General features: G+C 47.2%; 17 protein-coding genes. 16 read left to right on the top strand and 1 reads right to left on the bottom strand.

Annotated elements, in window-relative coordinates; translation table 11 throughout:
• Positions 1–69 precede the first annotated feature (69 nt).
• From GJR95_RS34750 to GJR95_RS34675, 16 genes are all read left to right on the top strand, one after another.
• Positions 70–1,164, top strand: coding sequence for a DegT/DnrJ/EryC1/StrS family aminotransferase (locus tag GJR95_RS34750; RefSeq protein WP_162390226.1), 1,095 nt, complete (start codon positions 70–72; stop codon positions 1,162–1,164).
• A gap of 41 nt (positions 1,165–1,205) precedes the next feature.
• The gene (locus tag GJR95_RS34745; RefSeq protein WP_162390225.1) at positions 1,206–3,302 is read left to right on the top strand and encodes an ArnT family glycosyltransferase; all 2,097 of its coding nucleotides are present in this window, start codon (positions 1,206–1,208) and stop codon (positions 3,300–3,302) included.
• 42 nt (positions 3,303–3,344) lie between these two features.
• Positions 3,345–4,046, top strand: coding sequence for a WbqC family protein (locus tag GJR95_RS34740; protein WP_162390224.1), 702 nt, complete (start codon positions 3,345–3,347; stop codon positions 4,044–4,046).
• An 85-nt stretch (positions 4,047–4,131) separates the two neighbouring features.
• Positions 4,132–4,785: an acetyltransferase gene (locus GJR95_RS34735; protein WP_162390223.1), complete on the top strand. Its 654-nt coding sequence runs from the start codon at positions 4,132–4,134 to the stop codon at positions 4,783–4,785.
• A 120-nt stretch (positions 4,786–4,905) separates the two neighbouring features.
• On the top strand, positions 4,906–6,036 hold the full coding sequence (locus GJR95_RS34730; RefSeq protein WP_232540962.1) for a glycosyltransferase family 4 protein: 1,131 nt from the start codon (positions 4,906–4,908) through the stop codon (positions 6,034–6,036).
• Between the two features lie 57 nt (positions 6,037–6,093).
• The gene (locus GJR95_RS34725; RefSeq protein ID WP_232540961.1) at positions 6,094–7,212 is read left to right on the top strand and encodes an acyltransferase family protein; all 1,119 of its coding nucleotides are present in this window, start codon (positions 6,094–6,096) and stop codon (positions 7,210–7,212) included.
• 52 nt (positions 7,213–7,264) lie between these two features.
• Positions 7,265–8,272 carry a glycosyltransferase family protein gene (locus GJR95_RS34720; RefSeq protein WP_162390222.1) on the top strand — a complete coding sequence of 336 codons (1,008 nt, stop codon included), beginning with the start codon at positions 7,265–7,267 and terminating at the stop codon, positions 8,270–8,272.
• Between the two features lies 1 nt (position 8,273).
• Positions 8,274–9,308, top strand: coding sequence for a glycosyltransferase family 9 protein (locus GJR95_RS34715; RefSeq protein WP_162390221.1), 1,035 nt, complete (start codon positions 8,274–8,276; stop codon positions 9,306–9,308).
• Positions 9,305–10,132: a DUF5672 family protein gene (locus tag GJR95_RS34710; protein WP_162390220.1), complete on the top strand. Its 828-nt coding sequence runs from the start codon at positions 9,305–9,307 to the stop codon at positions 10,130–10,132. The genes GJR95_RS34715 and GJR95_RS34710 overlap by 4 nt, the downstream gene beginning before the upstream one ends.
• Before the next feature lie 9 nt (positions 10,133–10,141).
• Positions 10,142–11,164 carry a glycosyltransferase family 2 protein gene (locus GJR95_RS34705; protein WP_162390219.1) on the top strand — a complete coding sequence of 341 codons (1,023 nt, stop codon included), beginning with the start codon at positions 10,142–10,144 and terminating at the stop codon, positions 11,162–11,164.
• A gap of 17 nt (positions 11,165–11,181) precedes the next feature.
• On the top strand, positions 11,182–12,198 hold the full coding sequence (locus GJR95_RS34700) for a hypothetical protein (protein ID WP_162390218.1): 1,017 nt from the start codon (positions 11,182–11,184) through the stop codon (positions 12,196–12,198).
• Between the two features lie 105 nt (positions 12,199–12,303).
• Complete coding sequence (locus GJR95_RS34695) at positions 12,304–13,407, top strand: glycosyltransferase family 4 protein (protein ID WP_162390217.1); 1,104 nt, start codon at positions 12,304–12,306, stop codon at positions 13,405–13,407.
• Positions 13,408–13,411: 4 nt separating this feature from the next.
• The gene (locus GJR95_RS34690; RefSeq protein WP_162390216.1) at positions 13,412–14,305 is read left to right on the top strand and encodes a glycosyltransferase family 2 protein; all 894 of its coding nucleotides are present in this window, start codon (positions 13,412–13,414) and stop codon (positions 14,303–14,305) included.
• A gap of 85 nt (positions 14,306–14,390) precedes the next feature.
• Positions 14,391–15,770, top strand: a complete 1,380-nt coding sequence (locus tag GJR95_RS34685) for a hypothetical protein (protein WP_162390215.1) — start codon at positions 14,391–14,393, stop codon at positions 15,768–15,770.
• A complete protein-coding gene (locus GJR95_RS34680; RefSeq protein ID WP_162390214.1) occupies positions 15,770–16,963 on the top strand; it encodes a glycosyltransferase in 1,194 nt (397 codons plus the stop codon). The genes GJR95_RS34685 and GJR95_RS34680 overlap by 1 nt, the downstream gene beginning before the upstream one ends.
• Positions 16,964–16,978: 15 nt before the next feature.
• Positions 16,979–18,130: a glycosyltransferase family 4 protein gene (locus GJR95_RS34675; protein ID WP_162390213.1), complete on the top strand. Its 1,152-nt coding sequence runs from the start codon at positions 16,979–16,981 to the stop codon at positions 18,128–18,130.
• On the opposite strand, the gene GJR95_RS34670 is transcribed toward GJR95_RS34675, so the two are convergent.
• A complete protein-coding gene (locus GJR95_RS34670; protein ID WP_162390212.1) occupies positions 18,099–18,953 on the bottom strand; it encodes a polysaccharide deacetylase family protein in 855 nt (284 codons plus the stop codon). The two genes, GJR95_RS34675 and GJR95_RS34670, sit on opposite strands and share 32 nt — an antisense overlap.
• Positions 18,954–18,964 lie beyond the last annotated feature (11 nt).

Raw genomic sequence — 18,964 nt, 5'->3', positions numbered from 1 at the left:
TTCTGATCATTTTATGGCTTTGACTGGAAATTTGTTACGTAGGATCATTGAAAACGATAAACTTGACCGATGATTAACGTCACCAAATCATATCTGCCAGACCTTGAGGAGTATACAAACTACCTGAAAGGTATCTGGGAGCGCGTACATTTAACCAACGATGGCCCCTTATTACGTGAGCTGGAGGGGAAAATGAAAGAATTTCTGGGAGTAAAACACCTGAAATTTTGCACCAACGGTACGGTTGTCCTTCAAATGGCGCTTAAAGCGCTGGACATCACGAAAGAAGTCATCACAACACCATTTTCGTACGTAGCAACGACCAATGCGCTACTGTGGGAAGGGTGTACGCCTGTTTTTGCGGACATTCGACCTGACGATTACTGTATTGATCCAGCCAAAATCGAATCGCTTATTACCGAGAATACGCAGGCCATCATGGCTACCCATGTTTATGGCAATGCCTGCCGGATCGAACAGATTCAGGCGATAGCCGAAAAATATAACCTCAAGGTTATTTATGATGCTGCGCACACCTTTGGATCGTCGTACAATGGCCGTTCGATCCTTAGTTATGGCGATGTCAGCACCTGTAGTTTCCATGCTACGAAGGTTTTCCATACGGTCGAAGGTGGTTGTATTGTTACCGACGATGATGCCCTGGCCGAAAAACTGCATTTCTATCGTTCGTTTGGTCACCGCAACGACGATTATTACAGCATTGGTATCAACGCAAAGAATTCGGAGTTTCACGCAGCAATGGGCCTGTGTGTTTTGCCTAAAGTTCCGCACTTGATCGCGGCCCGGAAGCAGGTTTTTAGCTGGTACGATGCCCGGCTAAACTTCGAACGCATTTCCCGACCAACGCTTACACCGGGCGTTGATTACAACTATGCCTATTATCCGGTTGTGTTCGACTCAGAAGCGACTTTGCTCCGTGTTTCAGATGCCCTTAAAGCGCAGGACATTGTTCCCCGGCGATATTTTTACCCCTCACTCAATACCCTGCCATTTTCTATAGGGCATGAACCCTGTCCGGTTTCTGAGGATGTTTCATTGCGGGTACTGTGTCTGCCGCTCTACCCTGATCTACCAGAAGAAGACGTTGACCGGATAGCAGCCATTGTAAACGAAGCCGTTGCCGTCATAAGTGAACCCGTATAATGAACTGACTGGCCGCTTTTGTCAATCTTTCATTATTTATTATGACTGTCTTCTATCTCATTCCATTTCTTCTTTTCATTTTTTACCTCGGGCGACTTGCGGCTGGTATCTGCCGTAAATCGTTGACAGAGTGGTTACTGACAACTTTTTTGCTGGGCGCTGGTAGTGTAATCTTAACCGGATTTATCCTGTCGGCATTATACCAAACGGCCAATACCCCTATTTGGGCCGTGTCGGTTTTTGTTACAGCAACAGTTATCAGTCTGATTTTAAAGCGAGTAGCCACAATTGGCGCGCCAGAGCAGCTCGATCGCCCCAATCAGCGACCATTTTCCGTTTCGCGGCTGATTCGCCAACGCCAGAAAACGTTTGGGCAGTGGTTTCGTGGGCTAAATCCCTACTCGAAATTTCTGTTTTCGCTGCTTTTGGGGACGCTATCCATCATTGCCGTTACGAACCTGCTGATCGTACTTTTCACGGTTCCTAACGAATGGGATAGTATGACCGGTCACCTGAACCGGGTCATGCAGTATGTGCAACGGGGAACAATGAGGCATTTTGGTGGTACGAACTGGAACATAGATACGTATCCCAAGAGTGTTTGTACACTCCAGATTTATTCGTTCCTGATGACGGGCCGCTTTGAGAATGGATTCAAGTTTATCCATCATGTAAGCTACTGGACCGCCATTGTCTCCGTATTCGGGATCGTGAAACGCATTGGTGCAAACCGGCCCGAAAACACGGCATTATCAGCGAGTTTTTTCTGCGCGCTAGCCTACGCTCTGCTGCCCGATTTTCTGATGCAGGCCATCACAACCGAAACGGATATTGTGCTCACCGCTTACCTAAGCGTTCTGCTCTATATGCTTTTCACGTATCGGCAAACGCAGGATAACCGCTATTTGTGGCTGGCCGGAATGGCGTTTGGAATTGCATTCGGCCATAAAATTACCTTTGTCTTACTACTTCCATCGGTGTTTACGATCATGGTCTACACCGTCTTTTTGTCGCCATCACTGGCAATAACCTTCGGGCGGACCTGGCGATTGGCAGCAGCTATTGCCGTTTCGGTTTGTTTATGGACATTGCCAACGGGGTATTTGAAAAACATTGCCGTATTTGGCCACCCAATTGGTCCACCAACGGCTTTGAAGCACCAATCCGTGGAGCGGGCAGGGTCATTCGGAAATCTGATCGAGCAGGGGAGCCGGAATGTGATTCGCTACGGCTATGATCATGTCAATTTAGACGGTATCCGCAACCTCAAAGTCGGCGCTGACGTGAATCATGTGATGCGGCAACCGCTTGTTGTACTGGAGGATAAATTACACATGCGTCTGGATGAAGAGACCGATTTTTCCATTCAGCCGTTTGCCTTCGATCGTCGGTTTGTTTTCTATAATGCCAATCCCTACTGGGGCGTGTTCGGCTTCGGATTGATCTTTCCCTTACTGTTTTTGGTGCTGATTGGCTTTATTCGATCAACATCCCACATTTTTCTGGGGATAGCCTTATTACTTCACTTTGCCGCGCTGTCCTACTCTGCGCCCTATGATCCATTTAAAGGGCGTTATTTTATTGAGACTGGCCTCTTTGGCGTAACCTTTCTGGCGTTGGTATTCTTACACCCGCGCACAACCGTAGACATACCTGGTCGACCAATCTGGAAAAGCTACGTCGGTTTGATCACCATATTAGGTTGTATTTCGGCGTTGCTTAGCGTATTTTTCAATACACGGGCTTTGCCGTTTGCCTGGACTTCGTTGGATGGGAAATCGTTTTCGTCTGCTTTCGCAACCGACCGAATGCGGCAGCTAACGCTCGGACGCCCGGATATTTATGTAGCCTATAAGCGTTTCGACGAGCTTGTTCCCGATTCGGCTACCGTTGCGCTTGGTACGATCAATGATGATTATGAGTATCCACTATATGGACCCGACTTATCGCGTCGGTTAATTGCCATCAATCCATTTGAGCAGGGTCTGAAACCTATTCCCAAAAACGCAGACTATCTGTTTTTTGACAAAAGTGTGATGCCACCTAAACCCGGTGATATCCGTTTAGGCACCGACACGACCATGCGCCGGGAGGTGATCGTCCCGGCAGAGGATTATTATCTACGTAAATTACACTGATTCGCGATACGAACAGATCGCGATCATAAACCGTAACAGCCAATGACCTTAGCCATCATGCAGCCCTATTTCCTGCCCTATATTGGCTATATGCAGTTGATGAACGCCGTTGACACGTTTGTGCTGTATGACGATGTCGCTTTTATTAACCGGGGGTGGATCAATAGAAATAAACTGCTCATTAACGGTCAGGAGTACCTGTTTACAATTCCGTTAAAAGACGCTAGTCAGAACAAACGCATCAACGAAGTGCATCTGGCCGATGATCCTAAATGGCGCAGTAAACTACTAAAAACCATTGAACAGGGTTACCGGAAAGCGCCGTATTATGGAACGGTAATGCCGCTAACCGAAAAAATCATCAATTTTACGACCGATTCAATTGCTGATCTGATTCATTTCAGCCTTGTTGAATTAAATCAGTATCTCGGTCTGACAACCCGGTTGGTAAAGTCATCTACGATCTATTCGAATACCCACCTGAAAGCTCAGGAACGGATTCTGGATATTTGCCAACAGGAAAACGCATCGCGTTACATTAATCCGATCGGTGGAACCGAATTATACGATAAACCTACGTTTACGCAGGCAGGTATTGAACTGAATTTTATTAAGACAAACCGGGTCGAATACCCCCAGTTTAGTCGCACTGAATTTATTCCGTGGCTATCTATTTTGGATGCCCTTATGTTCAACGACATAGCCGCCGTTCGGACTATGTTAGGAGCGTATGAGTTAGTTTAACAAAGTGTGAAAGAGCGAAAGAGCGAACGAACTCTCGTGTTCGTCCTCATTCCTTTTACTCTTTCGCGCTTTCACTCGATAAAAAATGGCAAAGATTATCATTTTCGGGGTGATGGATACCGCCGAGTTGGCTCACTTCTACCTGACCCACGATTCCGAACACGACGTTGCGGCTTTCACCGTCAGCCGGGAGTATCTGACTGATCCGGAATTCCACGGATTGCCGGTAGTCGCTTTTGAAGACGTAGAAACGTTATTTCCTCCTCAGGATTACAAGTTTTTTGCGCCAATGACGGGCCGGGGTATGAATCGCAATCGCGAACGGATTTACCTCGAGGCCAAAGCCAAAGGCTACGAATTCATCTCCTATATTAGCTCTAAAGCGACACTGTTTGGCAACCAGATTGGCGAAAACTGCTTTATTCTGGAAGACAATACCATTCAGCCATTCACCACAATCGGTAATAACGTCGTGTTGTGGAGCGGCAATCACATTGGTCATCACGGGCAGATTAAAGACCATGTCTTTTTTACATCGCACGTGGTTATGTCGGGCCACTGTGTCATTGAACCCTATTGTTTCTTTGGCGTAAACAGCACCATTCGCGATTTTCTGCATATCGCAACGGGCACACTTGTCGGTATGGCAACTGCGGTCTATAAAGACACCGACGAATGGGGTGTTTATATTGGGAATCCAGCTAAAAAACTCCCTACTCCCAGCCACGAAACCTATTGAAAGTTCACGGAGCTATTCGTAGCGATTAGAACCGTAGGCTGAAAACAATAAACTACAAACCGCACGCTGAAAAAGTTACTGTTAATCGGTCATGATGCCAATCGTGCCGGGGCGCAACTTGTGTTGCTAAACCTGATGCGACTTCTGAAAGTAGAAGGCTTCCAGATGCATTTGTTGCTAGGTGAAGGAGGGCCACTACTTGACGAATACCGTTCGATCTGTACGGTTACTATTTGGCCAGCCCCGGATCGATATGTTATGGGGGCTGTGGCCGATAAAATTCTGGGAAAGCTGGGCTTATGGGATCGGTTTTATCAACAACAGATGCAGGATCGCCAACAGGCAATTCGCGCCAGTCTGGGGTTGGATTCTATAGATTTAGTACTGGTCAATACGGTTACCAGCAGTCGTTGGTTTGGTCAGCTAGGCATTCCGGATAAAACACCCGTCGTAACATTCGTTCATGAACTGGATATGTCGGTGCGGATGTACACACAGCCCGATGAACTGGCATACCTGCTGCGCCGAACCAATCACCTGCTGGCCGTATCGCGGGCAACCGCACGCTATTATGAAGAGCAGCATGGCTTCGACCCTGCCCGTATTACGCTTTTCACCCTCATCGACACCCCGGCACTCGAGCGAAATGTACAGCATGCCCGCCAGCAACCGACTATCTATAAGACCTTAGGTTTACCCGACAATGCGCTGATTGTTGGAGGATGCGGCAATGCCGAATGGCGTAAGGGCAATGATTTATTTGTAACACTTGCCCGACAGGTAATTGGTCGGGTGCCTGAGGCATCCATTCATTTTGTGTGGGTTGGCGTTCCTCCCGGATCGCTTCGTGATGATTTGCTGCTGGACATTCGTAAAGCAGGTATGGAACAACGCGTCCACCTGATTCCACCAACGCCCGACGTACTGCGCTACATGAGCCATTTCGATGTTTTTGCGCTCTGTTCGCGCGAAGATCCATACCCACTCGTCGTGTTTGAAGCCGGTTTGAGTGAAGTGCCTGTTGTTTGTTTTGATGGGGCAGGGGGCTCTCCCGAACTGGTTGAAACAGACGGTGGTTTTGTGGTGCCCTACCTGGATCTTGATGGCATGAGCAATCGCATCCTGGATTTGCTCAATGATCCAGAACAGCGTCGGGCAATGGGCAAACGGCTTAGCGAAAAAATACTCGAACGTCACCCGGCACATCAAAGCGTTGAAACTCTTGTAACTTTGTTCCAGCAACTAACCTAGAATCATGCAGATGCTACAGGCTGATAGAGTAGCATTTGCCAAACCGTAGACGCCCGAATGTCCAAGATTCCTTCTGGCCATATGCCTCAGTTAGATTCCCTGCGGACATTTGCTGTTCTGTTGGTAATCATTTATCACTGGTTTCCAACTGGCGAAGGATTCAACCGGCTCCCCAACGGCACTATTGGCGTGATGGTATTTTTTGTAATCAGTGGTTTTCTGATCACGCGCATTCTGATTGACAATCGCAACCGGATTCAGGCGGGCCAGAGTAAACTCGCCGATACGTATCGCAATTTCTTTGTTCGGCGTGCCCTACGGATTTTTCCGCTGTATTATTTCGCCATTACGCTTGTCTGGTTAGCCTTTCCGCAAACGTCGGATGTTGACGAACACCCACTGTACTATTATCTATACGGCTATAATATTTTACTGAATAAAACGGGAAACTGGGGCGATATTCTTTCGCCTTTCTGGACACTTGGTGTCGAAGAACAATTGTATTTTGTCTGGCCCTGGATTGTCTTGTTGACGCCAAGATCTTCATTTCGGTGGGTTATTGCCGGTATGATCGTTATTGGTGTCTTATTTCGTGGTTACGGCTATACGCAGGGCAACCTGGATGGCGTTTTGACCCCTGCGAGTTTTGACGCCTTTGGGTTGGGTGCTTTGTGGGCTTATATTGTTACGGAGCGCCATGACGCACTTCCCGATTTTCTGAAAAAATTATCCGTTGCGGCTGCTTTGTCTTTACTCGGTTTTATTGCGCTACAGTTTTTGCCGGGCGATCATGTTCTTGTCGTTTTGTTCCAGCGTTTATTTATTGCTGCACTATCCCTATTCATTATTGTTCGGGCTAGTATGGGCATTAAAGGGCCTGTTGGTCAAGTGCTTAACAACAAGGCGTTGCAATATGTAGGGCGAATAAGCTACGGTATTTATGTTTTTCACATGCTTGTGCCCGGTTTTGTTACTCCGTTTATAATGAAGGTATTTAACCGTTTCGGGTTCACCTTAACGTTAGGTTACTGGTCTCACCGCTTTGTTAGCCTGCTGGCCTTGCTGGTTGTAGCCTCACTATCGTGGTATTTGTTCGAAAAGCCAATTAATGAGTTGAAACGATATTTTTCTTACACTAAACCAGTCGGGAAGTCGGTCGGTCAATCGGTGGGCTAGCATAGAAACAGCCTGAACCATTTTTTACCAGACCGGCTTACTATCTGTAGTTATGACACTCGCTTTTACCATCTGTTCTGTTAATTATCTAGCCCAGGCCCGAACACTGGGCGATTCATTAAAAGCTACAAATCCAGATTACCAGTACATAATTGGTCTGGTTGACAAACTCAGCGTCGCCAATCTACCCGCTGAACTTATGCCCGATTATTCGATGCTTGAGGTAGATCAGATCGGTATCCCCGATTTTGAGGCTATGTGCGATCGGTACGATATTACTGAACTCAATACCGCCGTTAAACCATTTTACATCGACTTTTTCATTAAAAACTACCCGAATGTCACCGAAATTATTTATTTTGACCCTGACATTATCGTTTATCAGCCGCTGCAAAAATTAAATCAGGATCTGCAAGAATACAGTCTGGTGTTAACACCTCATACGTGTTCGCCTACCCCAGACTGGGAACGCCCCAATGAACAACATCATTTGAGCACCGGCATCTTTAACCTCGGGTTCATTGGCCTGCGGAATGACCCAACTGCCAAAGCCTTTGTTGACTGGTGGAAAGATCGGTTAGTCTATGAATGCCGGATCGATCTGTGTAATGGTCTTTTCGTAGACCAGCATTGGGTTAATTTTGCCCCGGTTTATTATGACAATGTTCTGATCGATCGTCATCCGGGCTATAATGTTGCCTACTGGAATATGCATGAACGGTACCTCTCTGCTGACGCCGATGGGCAGTGGCGGGTGAACCAAACGGAGTTTTTGCAGTTTTTCCATTATAGTGGCTACAATCCTAATCGGCCTGATGAAGTCTCTAAATACCAGACGCGGTATAGTCTTGCAGAATCAGAAACACCCGGCAAGGAACGTGCAGATGCAAAACCGCTGTTTGATCTGTATCGAAATCGGTTATTAACTAACCAAAACGATCTATATCGACAATACCCTTGTGTTTACATAAAACCCCCGAAAATATTGCGGTATAAACGGGTAAGAAAGGCATTAAATGCCCCATTTAATCAACTAATTGCGCTGTTAGAAAATCAATAATATGGCTTCGTGGTCGAACCAACGGGCACTTTGGACTTACCGTTATCATAAATACATCCACATTATCGGTAAATACCGGTCAGTTGTGTGGAAGTACTTATACTTACGTTGGCTAAAATACAAGGCAGCTGACCGGCCATTGGTGGCTATTATTTTGTCAGAGCAAATGGGCGATATTATTGCCTGTGAGCCCGTAGCTCGTGAAGTTCGCCAGCGTCACTCCAATGCTTATATCATCTGGCTCGTTCGGAAGCAATACGTCGAACTGGTTCAACACCATCCTGATCTCGACGGTTACCTGATCGAAAAGTGCCCCAGTGAACGCATGTATTTATTACGAACGGGCATTTTCGATAAAGTCTACAACATGCATATTTCACACCGCAAGTGTAAATATTGCCCCGAAGACCCCGTTAACCCGACGGCCGACCAGATTGGCCTCACGTTCGATAACTATTATCACCGTGGCGATTTGTTATATATGTTTTCGCAAGCCGCGGGTTTACCTGCCATGACAGCCGATCCGAAAATGTATATTCCGGAGGCTATTCGCCAGCGAGTGGCTGCCTTACGCCTTCAGGAGTCACCCATTGTCATCCACTGCCAGTCCAGCCATATCATGCGTGACTGGCCCGCAGAAAACTGGAATCGGCTCGTAAGATGGCTGTTGGATACATATCCCTATCCCGTTATCGAGATTGGCCTGCAACCCGTTGTTACCGAAGAGCACCCTAATTTTCGGAATCTCTGCGGTCAATTAAGCCTGCTTGAAACAGCTGAAGTAATTCGAAACGCTCATTTATTTATCGGTATCGACAGTGGCCCGGCACACATGGCCAATGCAAATGGCGCCAATGGTATTATTTTGCTTGGACAATTATTCGACTTTGTCGATTATCTCCCTTATTCAGGTCGTTATAAACGCGGAGAAGGCATTACTATTCTGAATAATTATGGCCACCCCTGTTCCGAACTTCCCTATGGATGGGTACAGGATGCTGCCTTGCAGCGATTAGGCCAACCGAAACTCGTATGAAGCATCAAAGTCCGGTAAGTGTCGGTGTCGTCATTCCCGTTTATAAATCTTCACTGACTGATTATGAGCAAATTGCGTTAAAGCAATGCATGAAAGTTTTAGGTCACTACCCAATTTTATTGGCGGCTCCTGATTCGCTCGATATTTCACTTTACCAGAATTTATACCCTATTTTGCAGGTAAGAAGGTTTGACGATCGTTTTTTCGTGGACATTCAGGCTTACAACAAATTGATGTTGTCTGACGTCTTCTACAGGGCCTTTACTGATCTGGAATATATTCTGATTCATCAATTGGACGCGTTTGTATTCAGCGATGAACTGACGGATTGGTGCCAAAAAGGGTACGATTATATTGGGGCTCCCTGGCTACGGGATCGGGATTATACAGGTTGGGGCGACGAAGTCTGGTTCAGAACGAAGCAACGAATAGCACTATTGATTGATCTGAAGAAACCCGATGGGATAACACCCAGAGAAATAACCAGTTTAAACAGGGTTGGCAATGGTGGTTTTTCTTTACGGCGAGTTCCTGCCATGCTCCGATGGCTGCGTGTTTTTAAAGGTCGAATTGCCAGGTATGAAAAAAGCCATGATTATCGATACAACGAAGACATATTTTGGAGCGTTGAGGTAAATCGATATCTTCCTTTATTACGTATTCCTGATTACCGCACAGCGATGCGATTTGCCATTGAATTTTACCCGCAACGGGCAGTTGAACAATATAATAATGGGCAACTACCGTTCGGATGCCATGCCTGGGACATCCATGGCACGGACTACTGGCGACCTATTTTTGCTCAGTACGGTTACCAAATTTGACAGTTAAGAATGAAAACTCCGGTTCGACCGACTATATCCATTGCCTTGTGCACCTATAATGGTGAGTCCTACCTGCCTGCGCAATGGCAAAGTCTGCTCGATCAGCAACAATTGCCCGATGAGGTCGTTGTGTGCGATGACCGATCTACAGACGGAACCGTTTCCCTGCTCGAACGCCTTGCCGCCGAAGCGCCTTTCCCCGTGCGAATTTTAGTTAACAAGGTTCAGCTAGGGTCCAATAAAAATTTTGAGCGTGTTCTGTCAGAATGCACTGGCGAATTGATCTTCATTTGTGACCAGGACGATTATTGGTTTCCCAATAAGCTCAGTGTCATGGCTGAGTATATGAGCAATCATCCTGAAGATCAGCTTGCCTTTTGCGATGCCTGGGTAACTGACGAACATTTGCAGGGCCGGCAGAATCGATTCTGGACATGGATTCGATTCGACAAAGTGGCCCAGAATCGCTGGAAAAATGGCGAAATGATGGAAGTGATGCTGGATGGAAACCGCGTTATGGGATGTGCTACGGTTATTCGAAAGACTTTTCTGAGTAAAGTATTGCCCTTCCCTGACGACGTGCCTGGCTATATCTATGATGGCTGGATTGGGCTCGTAGCAGCGGCATACAACAAAATCCAGTTCATCGATCAACCCCTGCAGTTATACCGAACTCACGTTCAACAACAGGTTGGTGTTCGACAGGAAGAACCGCCCGAGCGAGTTCGATTGCGTGATCGTTTTGCCCGACACCGCGCCCAAAAACTGGCACCCTTGCGCGATAAGCAGGCGAAATTAGCTACCATTAGCCGTTTACTGGCTCAACGGGTAACGTCTAATGCACCTGGTTTGCCTCAGCTTCATCGGCGGCTTTCTCATTTTACAATGCGTAGTTGCTTACCTCACGACAGGCTACGACGGCTAAAACCCGTCCTGAATAGCCTTCAGCAAGGTAATTATAAACGATATGCCGATTCTGCCGCCAACTGGTATGCTCCTTATCTGGCGGCTCTTGGCGATGTGCTCGAATAATTAGTTCTGTATCTGCTGTGCTGATAACCATTTGTACAATCCGCCAACTGCCTCAGGCTCTGGCGTTAGGTGAAAGTTTTGCGAAATACGCATCTGATAGCAAGACGCACCCAGTTGTTATTGGTTTGGCCGATGACCCCACTCATTTGCCTGCCGGTTTTAAATCGCCTTACCCGTTGTGGCCGGCTAGCGAAGTGCTGGCACCGGAGCAATTAGGGAAACTATCAGCCCAATATACACCAACCGAATTCGCGGCTGCCTGTAAGCCCGCCTTCATTGAGGAAGCGTTCCGGCGTTTTCCAGATGAAGAAATGGTACTGTACGCTGATCCGAACGTGCTATTCTTCAGCGCCCTTACCCCTGTATGGAATCGGCTTAATTCTGCTAATGTCCTGCTAACACCGCATATTACCCGATCTCCAGCTGATTCAGCCAAAGTAGAGCAGGATTGGCCGGATGAAAAATTCTTTCAGAATATCGGCTTGTATAGTGCTGACTTTCTGGCCTTTCGTCGGTCAGATGAAACAGACAGACTCCTGGCATGGTGGCGGGACCGTGTCGAAGAACGAGCGTATATCGATTTCTGCACAGGGTTGTGTACCGACCAGATTTGGTTAATGCATGTGCCTGTCTTTTTTCCGCATGTTGTGATTGTAAAAGATGCTGCATGGCACGTTGCACTGTGGAATTTACCGCAACGGCACGTAAAGCAGGAAGCTGATAGCTGGAGAGTAAGCGATAGCGATGAACCATTATTGTTTATCAACGCCAAAGGGCTCTATAATCCGGACGAAGGTTTTTTTGCGAATCAAAACCGGCTGAAACTGGCCGACAGACCTGATGCATCGCTACTGGTTGCAGCCTATAAAAAGGCCGTATCCTCTAATCTTAATTCAGTTCTGACAGCTATTGGCCCGGCTTATGGCCAGCAGCCAGAGCCTGTGGTGCTGAGAGGCTGGCGCCGGGCAACGGTTGATACCATGCGAGCCATTACGCAATTTGTCGACAATGTGCCGTTACCCGTTCTACGATAGATCCGTTGACTAGGACAATCAGGTATAATCTTGGCTTTATCGCTATAAGTTGTATTTTTGCAGGCGTATTTTCTCAGAAAAATACAAACTATCTGATTTTTGTTCATGAACGTTTTATACGACCATCAATGCTTTACAGGCCTAACATATGGAGGAGTATCCAGGTATTTCTTCGACTTGATGAGTTCGTTTTCCAGCCGTTCCGACATTGAATTTGAGCTTTCGCTGCGCTTATCCAATAATGAATACCTAAATAAGGCGTCATTCAGCCGGCATCTGCGCTATCGGCAGCTAGCTCACTGGCGTAATGTGAACCGGGCAGCTTCTCTCCTGAACCGACTGTACAGCCTGCAGCGCGTTAAGTCAGGGCAGTTTGATGTGTTTCATCCAACGTATTACCATCGCTATTTTTTAAATTCCATCAATAAAAAACCGTTCGTACTAACGTTTCATGATGCTACCAGCGAACGCTATGGGAAGCTTTATCCAGACGTTGGCGAAGGCTTATACGAGGCAAAAAAACAGTTGTTGCATCGGGCAGATAGAATTATTTCGGTTTCGGAGTTCTCTAAGCAGGAAATTCTTCGATTTTTTCCGATACAGCCTGATAAAATTAGTGTCATTCATTTGGGCACTAATTTTAAGGATAACTCCATGCATCATGCACCCCGTTCACTCGCATTTCCTTATTTGCTTTTTGTCGGTAAACGCGGGTTATACAAAAATTTTAACGTCTTTTTCCGGGCCATCAGGCCACTATTAAGCCGTTACCCCGACTTACATCTCGTTTGTGCGGGCGGTGGTGCATTCACGGCCGAAGAGCAGGCTTCTTTCTACGCGGCCCGACTGAGTGAACGTGTTCACTACCGGCCAATCACCGATGCCAGTTTATTTGGTCTTTATCAGTACGCGCAGGCTTTTGTTTTTCCATCCCTGAATGAAGGGTTTGGTATTCCTGTGCTTGAAGCATTCAGTGCAGGTTGTCCGGTCATTGCCAGCAACAGAAGCTCGTTGCCCGAAGTCGCTGCCGACGCAGCCGTTTACTTCGACCCCGAAGATGATGAGTCAATTGCCAATGCTGTAGATCAGGTTGTTATGAACGACAGCGTACGTGGCGATCTTCGTCGGAAAGGCACGGAGCGGCTAACCCATTTTTCGTGTGAACAAACGGCTCGCCAAACCCTTGCTGTCTATCAATCACTCCTGTAAACTCATGACTCGTTCCGATAATTCGCTTTCTTCGTTCGTTGCGCAGCCTTATCAACCGCTCACGTCAAACGATGGCCGATCTTATCCAAAACTAACAGTTGTGACTCCTTCCTACAATCAGGTCGATTATTTAGAGCGTACGATCCTGAGCGTACTAAACCAACACTATCCGAATCTTGAGTATTTTGTTATTGATGGTGGCTCGACAGACGGGAGTTTAGAAATTATTAAAAAATACGAACCCTTTCTGGCGGGCTGGGTAAGCGAGAAAGACCGGGGGCAAACGGATGCGATCAATAAAGGCTTTCGGATGGCAACGGGCGACTATGTGGCCTTTCAAAATTCTGATGATGTATTTGCGCCCAACGCTTTTATCCGTGTAGCTGATGCCTGGCGGAAAGCGCCGGAAACGGATGTTTTTTTTGGTGATATGTACATTACTGACGAGCAGGACGTTATTCTCGAAGAACTTCGCGCTCCCGAGTTTTGTGTTGAATGCCAGATTTATGAGGGAATGCAGGTTTTTAATCAGTCGCTCTTTATCAAACGGGAACGCCTGAACCAGTTTGGCTTACTGGATGAGAGCCTTCGCTTTGTGATCGATTATGAGATTGTCTCTCGTCTGGGGGTTCAGGCGGGTGTTCGATTCCGGCACGTTGATGGCTTCTGGGGAGGATTTCGCGTTCAGCCCAATGCAAAATCGTCGACTATCCGTAGTGTTGGCCTTTCAGAACATCAAGTGGTCAAGGAAAAATACCGGACTCAGCTACAAAGTTCGCTGGGAGAATCATTCTGGCATCGGTATTGCCGGTTACGTAAATTGTTGACCTTTGCATTGCAGGGTGAGTTTGGTTACGTTCGGCATCGGCTACAGTTGCGCCGGGCTAACCAGAAATAGTTTCTGAGTTGTCATTCACCATTTGCTGGTTACAGGAATTTAAACGGTTTTCTGCCATCAGTAAATTATAAACCATACAGTATCTATGAGCGGTTTTATTCGTTTGTTGCAGACGCTCGACTACATGCGCATTGTGTTGGGTATCTGCATTCTAGTGGATGGGTACCCACTCATTTTCTTCTTCCGGGAAACACTGAAACTGGCACCCGGCAGTACGGCTTTCACGGCGGCTGCACTGGCCGGAGGTTTAGTTTTGATGGTGCCGTTTACCCTGTTCAGGCGCTTGTATCGACCTAACGTCACAATGTTCTGGATGGGCGTTGGCTTTATCCTGCTTAGTATTTTCTACATGTATGTCTATATGGGCGATCCGGGTTTTAAGGATTACACCAAAGACATGATCTACTACGCCTACGTTTTCATTTTCCTTTTTCTGCTGATCAACATTCCGAATGATATTGTCCGGGTGTTCATTCCGGTCGTCATTTTATTTACACTTATATCAAATCTGGGCCTTGTTTATTCGCTGGCAACGAATCCTACCTGGGTTATTGGCCAACGGGCAACGATTACGCTGGGAGACAGTGATGATGGATCTGGCAACCCACATGCCTTCGCCCGGAATGCGTTTATGGGCGTGGTGGCCTGCGTTATTTGGGCACTACGGCCCCAAACCGGGCTTCTTTTTCGCCTGATTTCCTTGTTTTCGGGTGTTTTAAGTCTTGCCATTCTGATACTAACTCAAACCCGTTCCGGTATTCTGGCCTTACTCATTGCACTGGCATTCTTTATGTTTTATAATGTCCGTCCAGCACAGGTACGCATGGCAGTTCGGGGTATTTTTCGTCCGATACCCATCATAACCATTATTCTCGGAATCGTCGGTATTGTTATATTTTTCCAGCGATTTAGCGATACCTACGGAATTCTTTACAGCTACGTACTCGCCTTTGCGGAGCGAAATCTTGAGAATATATACGCCCTGCTGGGCCTGAAGGCAAAAGGAGTAGCTTACAAAGCAACGCTCGATGCATCGGCGGCTAACCGCTCAGTTAGCGCAAACTTCCTGACAAATGTTCTGGTTGGCCATATCTATATGCTCATTTTAGGATTCGGCTATAAGTATTTATATCTCGATATACCCATTGTTGAAGCCCTTACAAATCTGGGGGTACTGGGTTTTGTGCTTTTTGCGGGGGTTAATGGCATGACATTCTATCATGTCCAGAAAATCATGCGGACGAACCCGAACCCAATGAGCACGTTTCTGGCCTATTTCTACATGCTCATTTTTGTCATGTTGTTCACTAATGGGCGACCGTATGAAATTGCCTTTTGGTTCCCTCTCGCCCTCATGATTCGATTTATGGGCGTCGAGCATTTATTCCCTGCTTATCTATCCGACCATCCGCCGGTTAAGGAAAGTGAGCAATTTGTTGTCGTTCCAAACGCTCAGTCGGCCTGATGCGCATTCTGATTGTTCATAATATCCTCTGGGCACACTATAAATCCAGTGTGTTTCAAGCCTTACAACGGTTAGTCGACCAACAGCCGGATGTAACTGTACAGGTTATCCAGATAGCCCGTAATGAACGTTCGCGCGCTGGTCTGGAAGCAGAGACGGATGGGAATGCACCGTCGTATACCTATAACTACGAGTTGCTTTTCGATCGTTTTCTCGAAGATGTCAGTCTTTTCGAGCGAGCCCGTGCCTTGCTACAACGGGCAAAAGCCTATCGTCCAGACGTTATTAACCTGACCGGCTATTACGATCCGGCGCAACTTCTGCTCTTATTCTGGGCGAATGCCAATGGGGTTCGTGTTATCATGCAAAATGAAAGTACGGCCGTCGACCACCAGCGAGGTGGCTGGAAAGAGCGCTTCAAACGATGGGTATTTAGTCGATGTGATGGATTCTTCTGTTTTGGTAGCCAATCGGCTGACTACATGATCGGACTGGGCGTTCCACCCGATCGGGTGCTGGTCCGAAAAAACGCGGTCGATAATAATACACTTCGGTTGGTTTACGAGCAGGCTCTATTTACCCGCGCTGCCCAACAGAAAGAGCTGGGATTACGCCAAAAAAATTTCATTTTCATTGGCCGATTGATCGAATTCAAGAACCTCCCCATGCTCTTGTCGGCCTATTCTGACGCGTTGGCGCAATCTCCGCACGCGGCTGACTGGGGTTTGATTATACTCGGTGATGGCGATGAACGGGATAAATTAGTCAGGCAAATAGACACTCTGGGCCTAACCGGTAAAGCAAAGCTTCTGCCCGGACGTCCCTGGTTTCAGGTGCCTGAAGTAATGGCTCTGAGTGATGTACTGGTTCTGCCAAGTCGCTCTGAACCCTGGGGGCTTGTCGTCAACGAAGCAATGGCCTGTGGTTTGCCTGTTATTGTATCAGATCGGTGTGGCTGCGTTATCGACTTAGTTCATGACGGCCGGAACGGCTTCGTTTTTGACCCTAATCAGCCCGCTCAATTGACAAAACTGCTCGCCCAGTTCATGAACGACGCGGTCGATAGTGAGCAACTGGGCGAAGCGGCTAAGCATTATATTGCTCCTTATTCACCCGAAGCCGTTGGTCAGGAAATGCTCGATGGTTTCAAACGGGTCGTCTTAACGAATCAAAACACACCCGTTTTATCTTAATTTTTTCTCTGGTCAATGAAGATCTTTCTCCCCATCGGTTCCTTTTATCCTGCTCAGATCGGCGGCCCTGATAACATTATGTATTGGCATGCCAAGGCATTAGTCAAACGGGGTCATGAGGTTTGGGTAGCAACAACGGATGATGGAGTCGGGAGTGATGTAGCAACAGATAAGTGGTTAAATACAGACTACGGCAAGGTTATTTATGTAAAGACTGCAATCCATTATGCGCCGGTTAAATTATTTCTGGCCTCATTAAAGCCGCTATTGAGTTGTGAAGTCATTCACCTCTCCGCGATGTATTACCCCATTTCGTGGCTGTTGGCTCCACTGGCCATTTTACTGGGAAAGAAGATCGTTTGGACACCTCATGGCGAACTCGACCCTGATGCGATGATCTATAGCAAAGGCCGAAAACAGGTCGTGCTGAAATTGATCCGGTGGATGAGCAAACGGGTTGTTTTTCATTCAACCTGCGACGCTGAAACCGATTATGTACGGAATCAATTTGGCTCCGATGTGCGCATTGTCCAGATGCCTTATTTCATGGAATTAACGGATACCCTTCAGCGAACACCCGAAAATTATTGGCTGTATGTAGGTCGGATTCACCCTAAAAAAGCAATTGAACGATTAATAGAAGCACTGCCTTTAGTTACGACTAAAAAGCGCCTAAAGATTATAGGCGACCATAAGAATGACTATGGGAATGAACTGGTAGCGTTGGCCAGGCAATTGGGATGCAGCGATCAGGTTGATTTTCTGGGACATAAACGAGGAGAGGAGAAATACCAGCTGATGGCCAATGCCTACTGCATGGTGATGCCTTCGCATACCGAAAACTTCGGTATTGTCGTCACCGAGGCACTGACGCAGGGAACGCCCGTTATCGCATCGCTCGGAACGCCCTGGAAAATCCTGAACGATCGTCAGGCTGGTTTCTGGTCATCCAATGAAGTTAAGCCGCTGGCTGAAACGCTCAACAAAATGGCAGATCTGGACGACGATACCTATGCTATGTATCGAGCCAATGCCGCTAAACTAGTCGAAGAATTTGATATTGAGAAGAACATCTACAAGTGGGAGGCCATCTATCAACAGCTGATCAGAAAGCAACCGCTGGTTGATGTACAACTTAAACCGTCACCTGTTTCTGAGCTACCTTAGTCCAGTCTACCTGCCGGTCGGCCTCTGTCAAATCAACGAATGGAAACTCGATAAGGAGTTGTTTGAGCTTAGGCAGGCAGTTTTTGAGACCGTAGTATGATTTGAATCGCCGGGCCCGGCTCAGGCCTGGAATCATTGGCTGTTCAGCATCAAAATCGCGGGGGTGAAAATACGTCATCACATAGGGCGATCGATTCATTAGTCCACGAATTGCCCGGTAGGGAAGTAACCGGAAGTAGCCACCACCCGAAAAAATCAGATCCTGCCCCAGAATTGCCGCCGTATTGATGGGGAATTCCTTCAGTAAGGTGCCGCCTACATTAAGATAACCCGGCGAAAACATGCCCAGGGACGCATCGCCACCGTGTGCGCGACGGGCCGAGAAAACGGAGCAGTCAATTTCGATACCCTGCTCTACTAAAATCGGGAACACCCAGCGATTATATTCTTTAATCGAAAAACCCGGAGCCCGGTACGATCGAACCTTCTTGCCCGTAATATCCTGCAAGTGCTTGATAGACCGTTCCAGATCGGACTGAAATTCAGCCGGTGTTTGCTCATAGGCAAGCTGATGCGCATAGGAGTGGGTAGCAATTTCGTAGCCCGCTGCATCAATCCGGCGAATAACGTCTGGGTGTTTATCGGCCACCCAGCCTAAGCAAAAAAACGTGGCCCGGCTGTTTGTCTCCTCTAAAAGCTGGAAGATACGGTCCATATTTTCGTATATGCGCGTTTCGTAACGACCCCATTCAGCTTCGGTCCGTGTCGACGCATTATCCAGAATATGAAACCACTCTTCTATATCAAATGTCAGGATATTCATAAAGATCAATA

It is taken from the genome of Spirosoma endbachense (genome assembly GCF_010233585.1).
In the GTDB taxonomy this organism is placed as follows: domain Bacteria; phylum Bacteroidota; class Bacteroidia; order Cytophagales; family Spirosomataceae; genus Spirosoma; species Spirosoma endbachense.
Note: the sequence above shows the minus strand (reverse complement) of the source record. Positions and strands in the feature narration are given on the sequence as shown.

Bases quoted from the DNA above. Each gene is read 5' to 3' on its own strand.
- GJR95_RS34705 (WP_162390219.1), top strand. From the start codon at position 10,142: ATGAAAACTCCGGTTCGACCGACTATATCCATTGCCTTGTGCACCTAT.
- GJR95_RS34740 (WP_162390224.1), top strand. From the start codon at position 3,345: ATGACCTTAGCCATCATGCAGCCCTATTTCCTGCCCTATATTGGCTAT.
- GJR95_RS34725 (WP_232540961.1), top strand. From the start codon at position 6,094: ATGTCCAAGATTCCTTCTGGCCATATGCCTCAGTTAGATTCCCTGCGG.
- GJR95_RS34690 (WP_162390216.1), top strand. From the start codon at position 13,412: ATGACTCGTTCCGATAATTCGCTTTCTTCGTTCGTTGCGCAGCCTTAT.
- GJR95_RS34675 (WP_162390213.1), top strand. From the start codon at position 16,979: ATGAAGATCTTTCTCCCCATCGGTTCCTTTTATCCTGCTCAGATCGGC.
- GJR95_RS34685 (WP_162390215.1), top strand. From the start codon at position 14,391: ATGAGCGGTTTTATTCGTTTGTTGCAGACGCTCGACTACATGCGCATT.
- GJR95_RS34745 (WP_162390225.1), top strand. From the start codon at position 1,206: ATGACTGTCTTCTATCTCATTCCATTTCTTCTTTTCATTTTTTACCTC.
- GJR95_RS34670 (WP_162390212.1), bottom strand. From the start codon at position 18,953: ATGAATATCCTGACATTTGATATAGAAGAGTGGTTTCATATTCTGGAT.
- GJR95_RS34680 (WP_162390214.1), top strand. From the start codon at position 15,770: ATGCGCATTCTGATTGTTCATAATATCCTCTGGGCACACTATAAATCC.
- GJR95_RS34715 (WP_162390221.1), top strand. From the start codon at position 8,274: ATGGCTTCGTGGTCGAACCAACGGGCACTTTGGACTTACCGTTATCAT.
- GJR95_RS34750 (WP_162390226.1), top strand. From the start codon at position 70: ATGATTAACGTCACCAAATCATATCTGCCAGACCTTGAGGAGTATACA.
- GJR95_RS34710 (WP_162390220.1), top strand. From the start codon at position 9,305: ATGAAGCATCAAAGTCCGGTAAGTGTCGGTGTCGTCATTCCCGTTTAT.
- GJR95_RS34695 (WP_162390217.1), top strand. From the start codon at position 12,304: ATGAACGTTTTATACGACCATCAATGCTTTACAGGCCTAACATATGGA.
- GJR95_RS34720 (WP_162390222.1), top strand. From the start codon at position 7,265: ATGACACTCGCTTTTACCATCTGTTCTGTTAATTATCTAGCCCAGGCC.
- GJR95_RS34735 (WP_162390223.1), top strand. From the start codon at position 4,132: ATGGCAAAGATTATCATTTTCGGGGTGATGGATACCGCCGAGTTGGCT.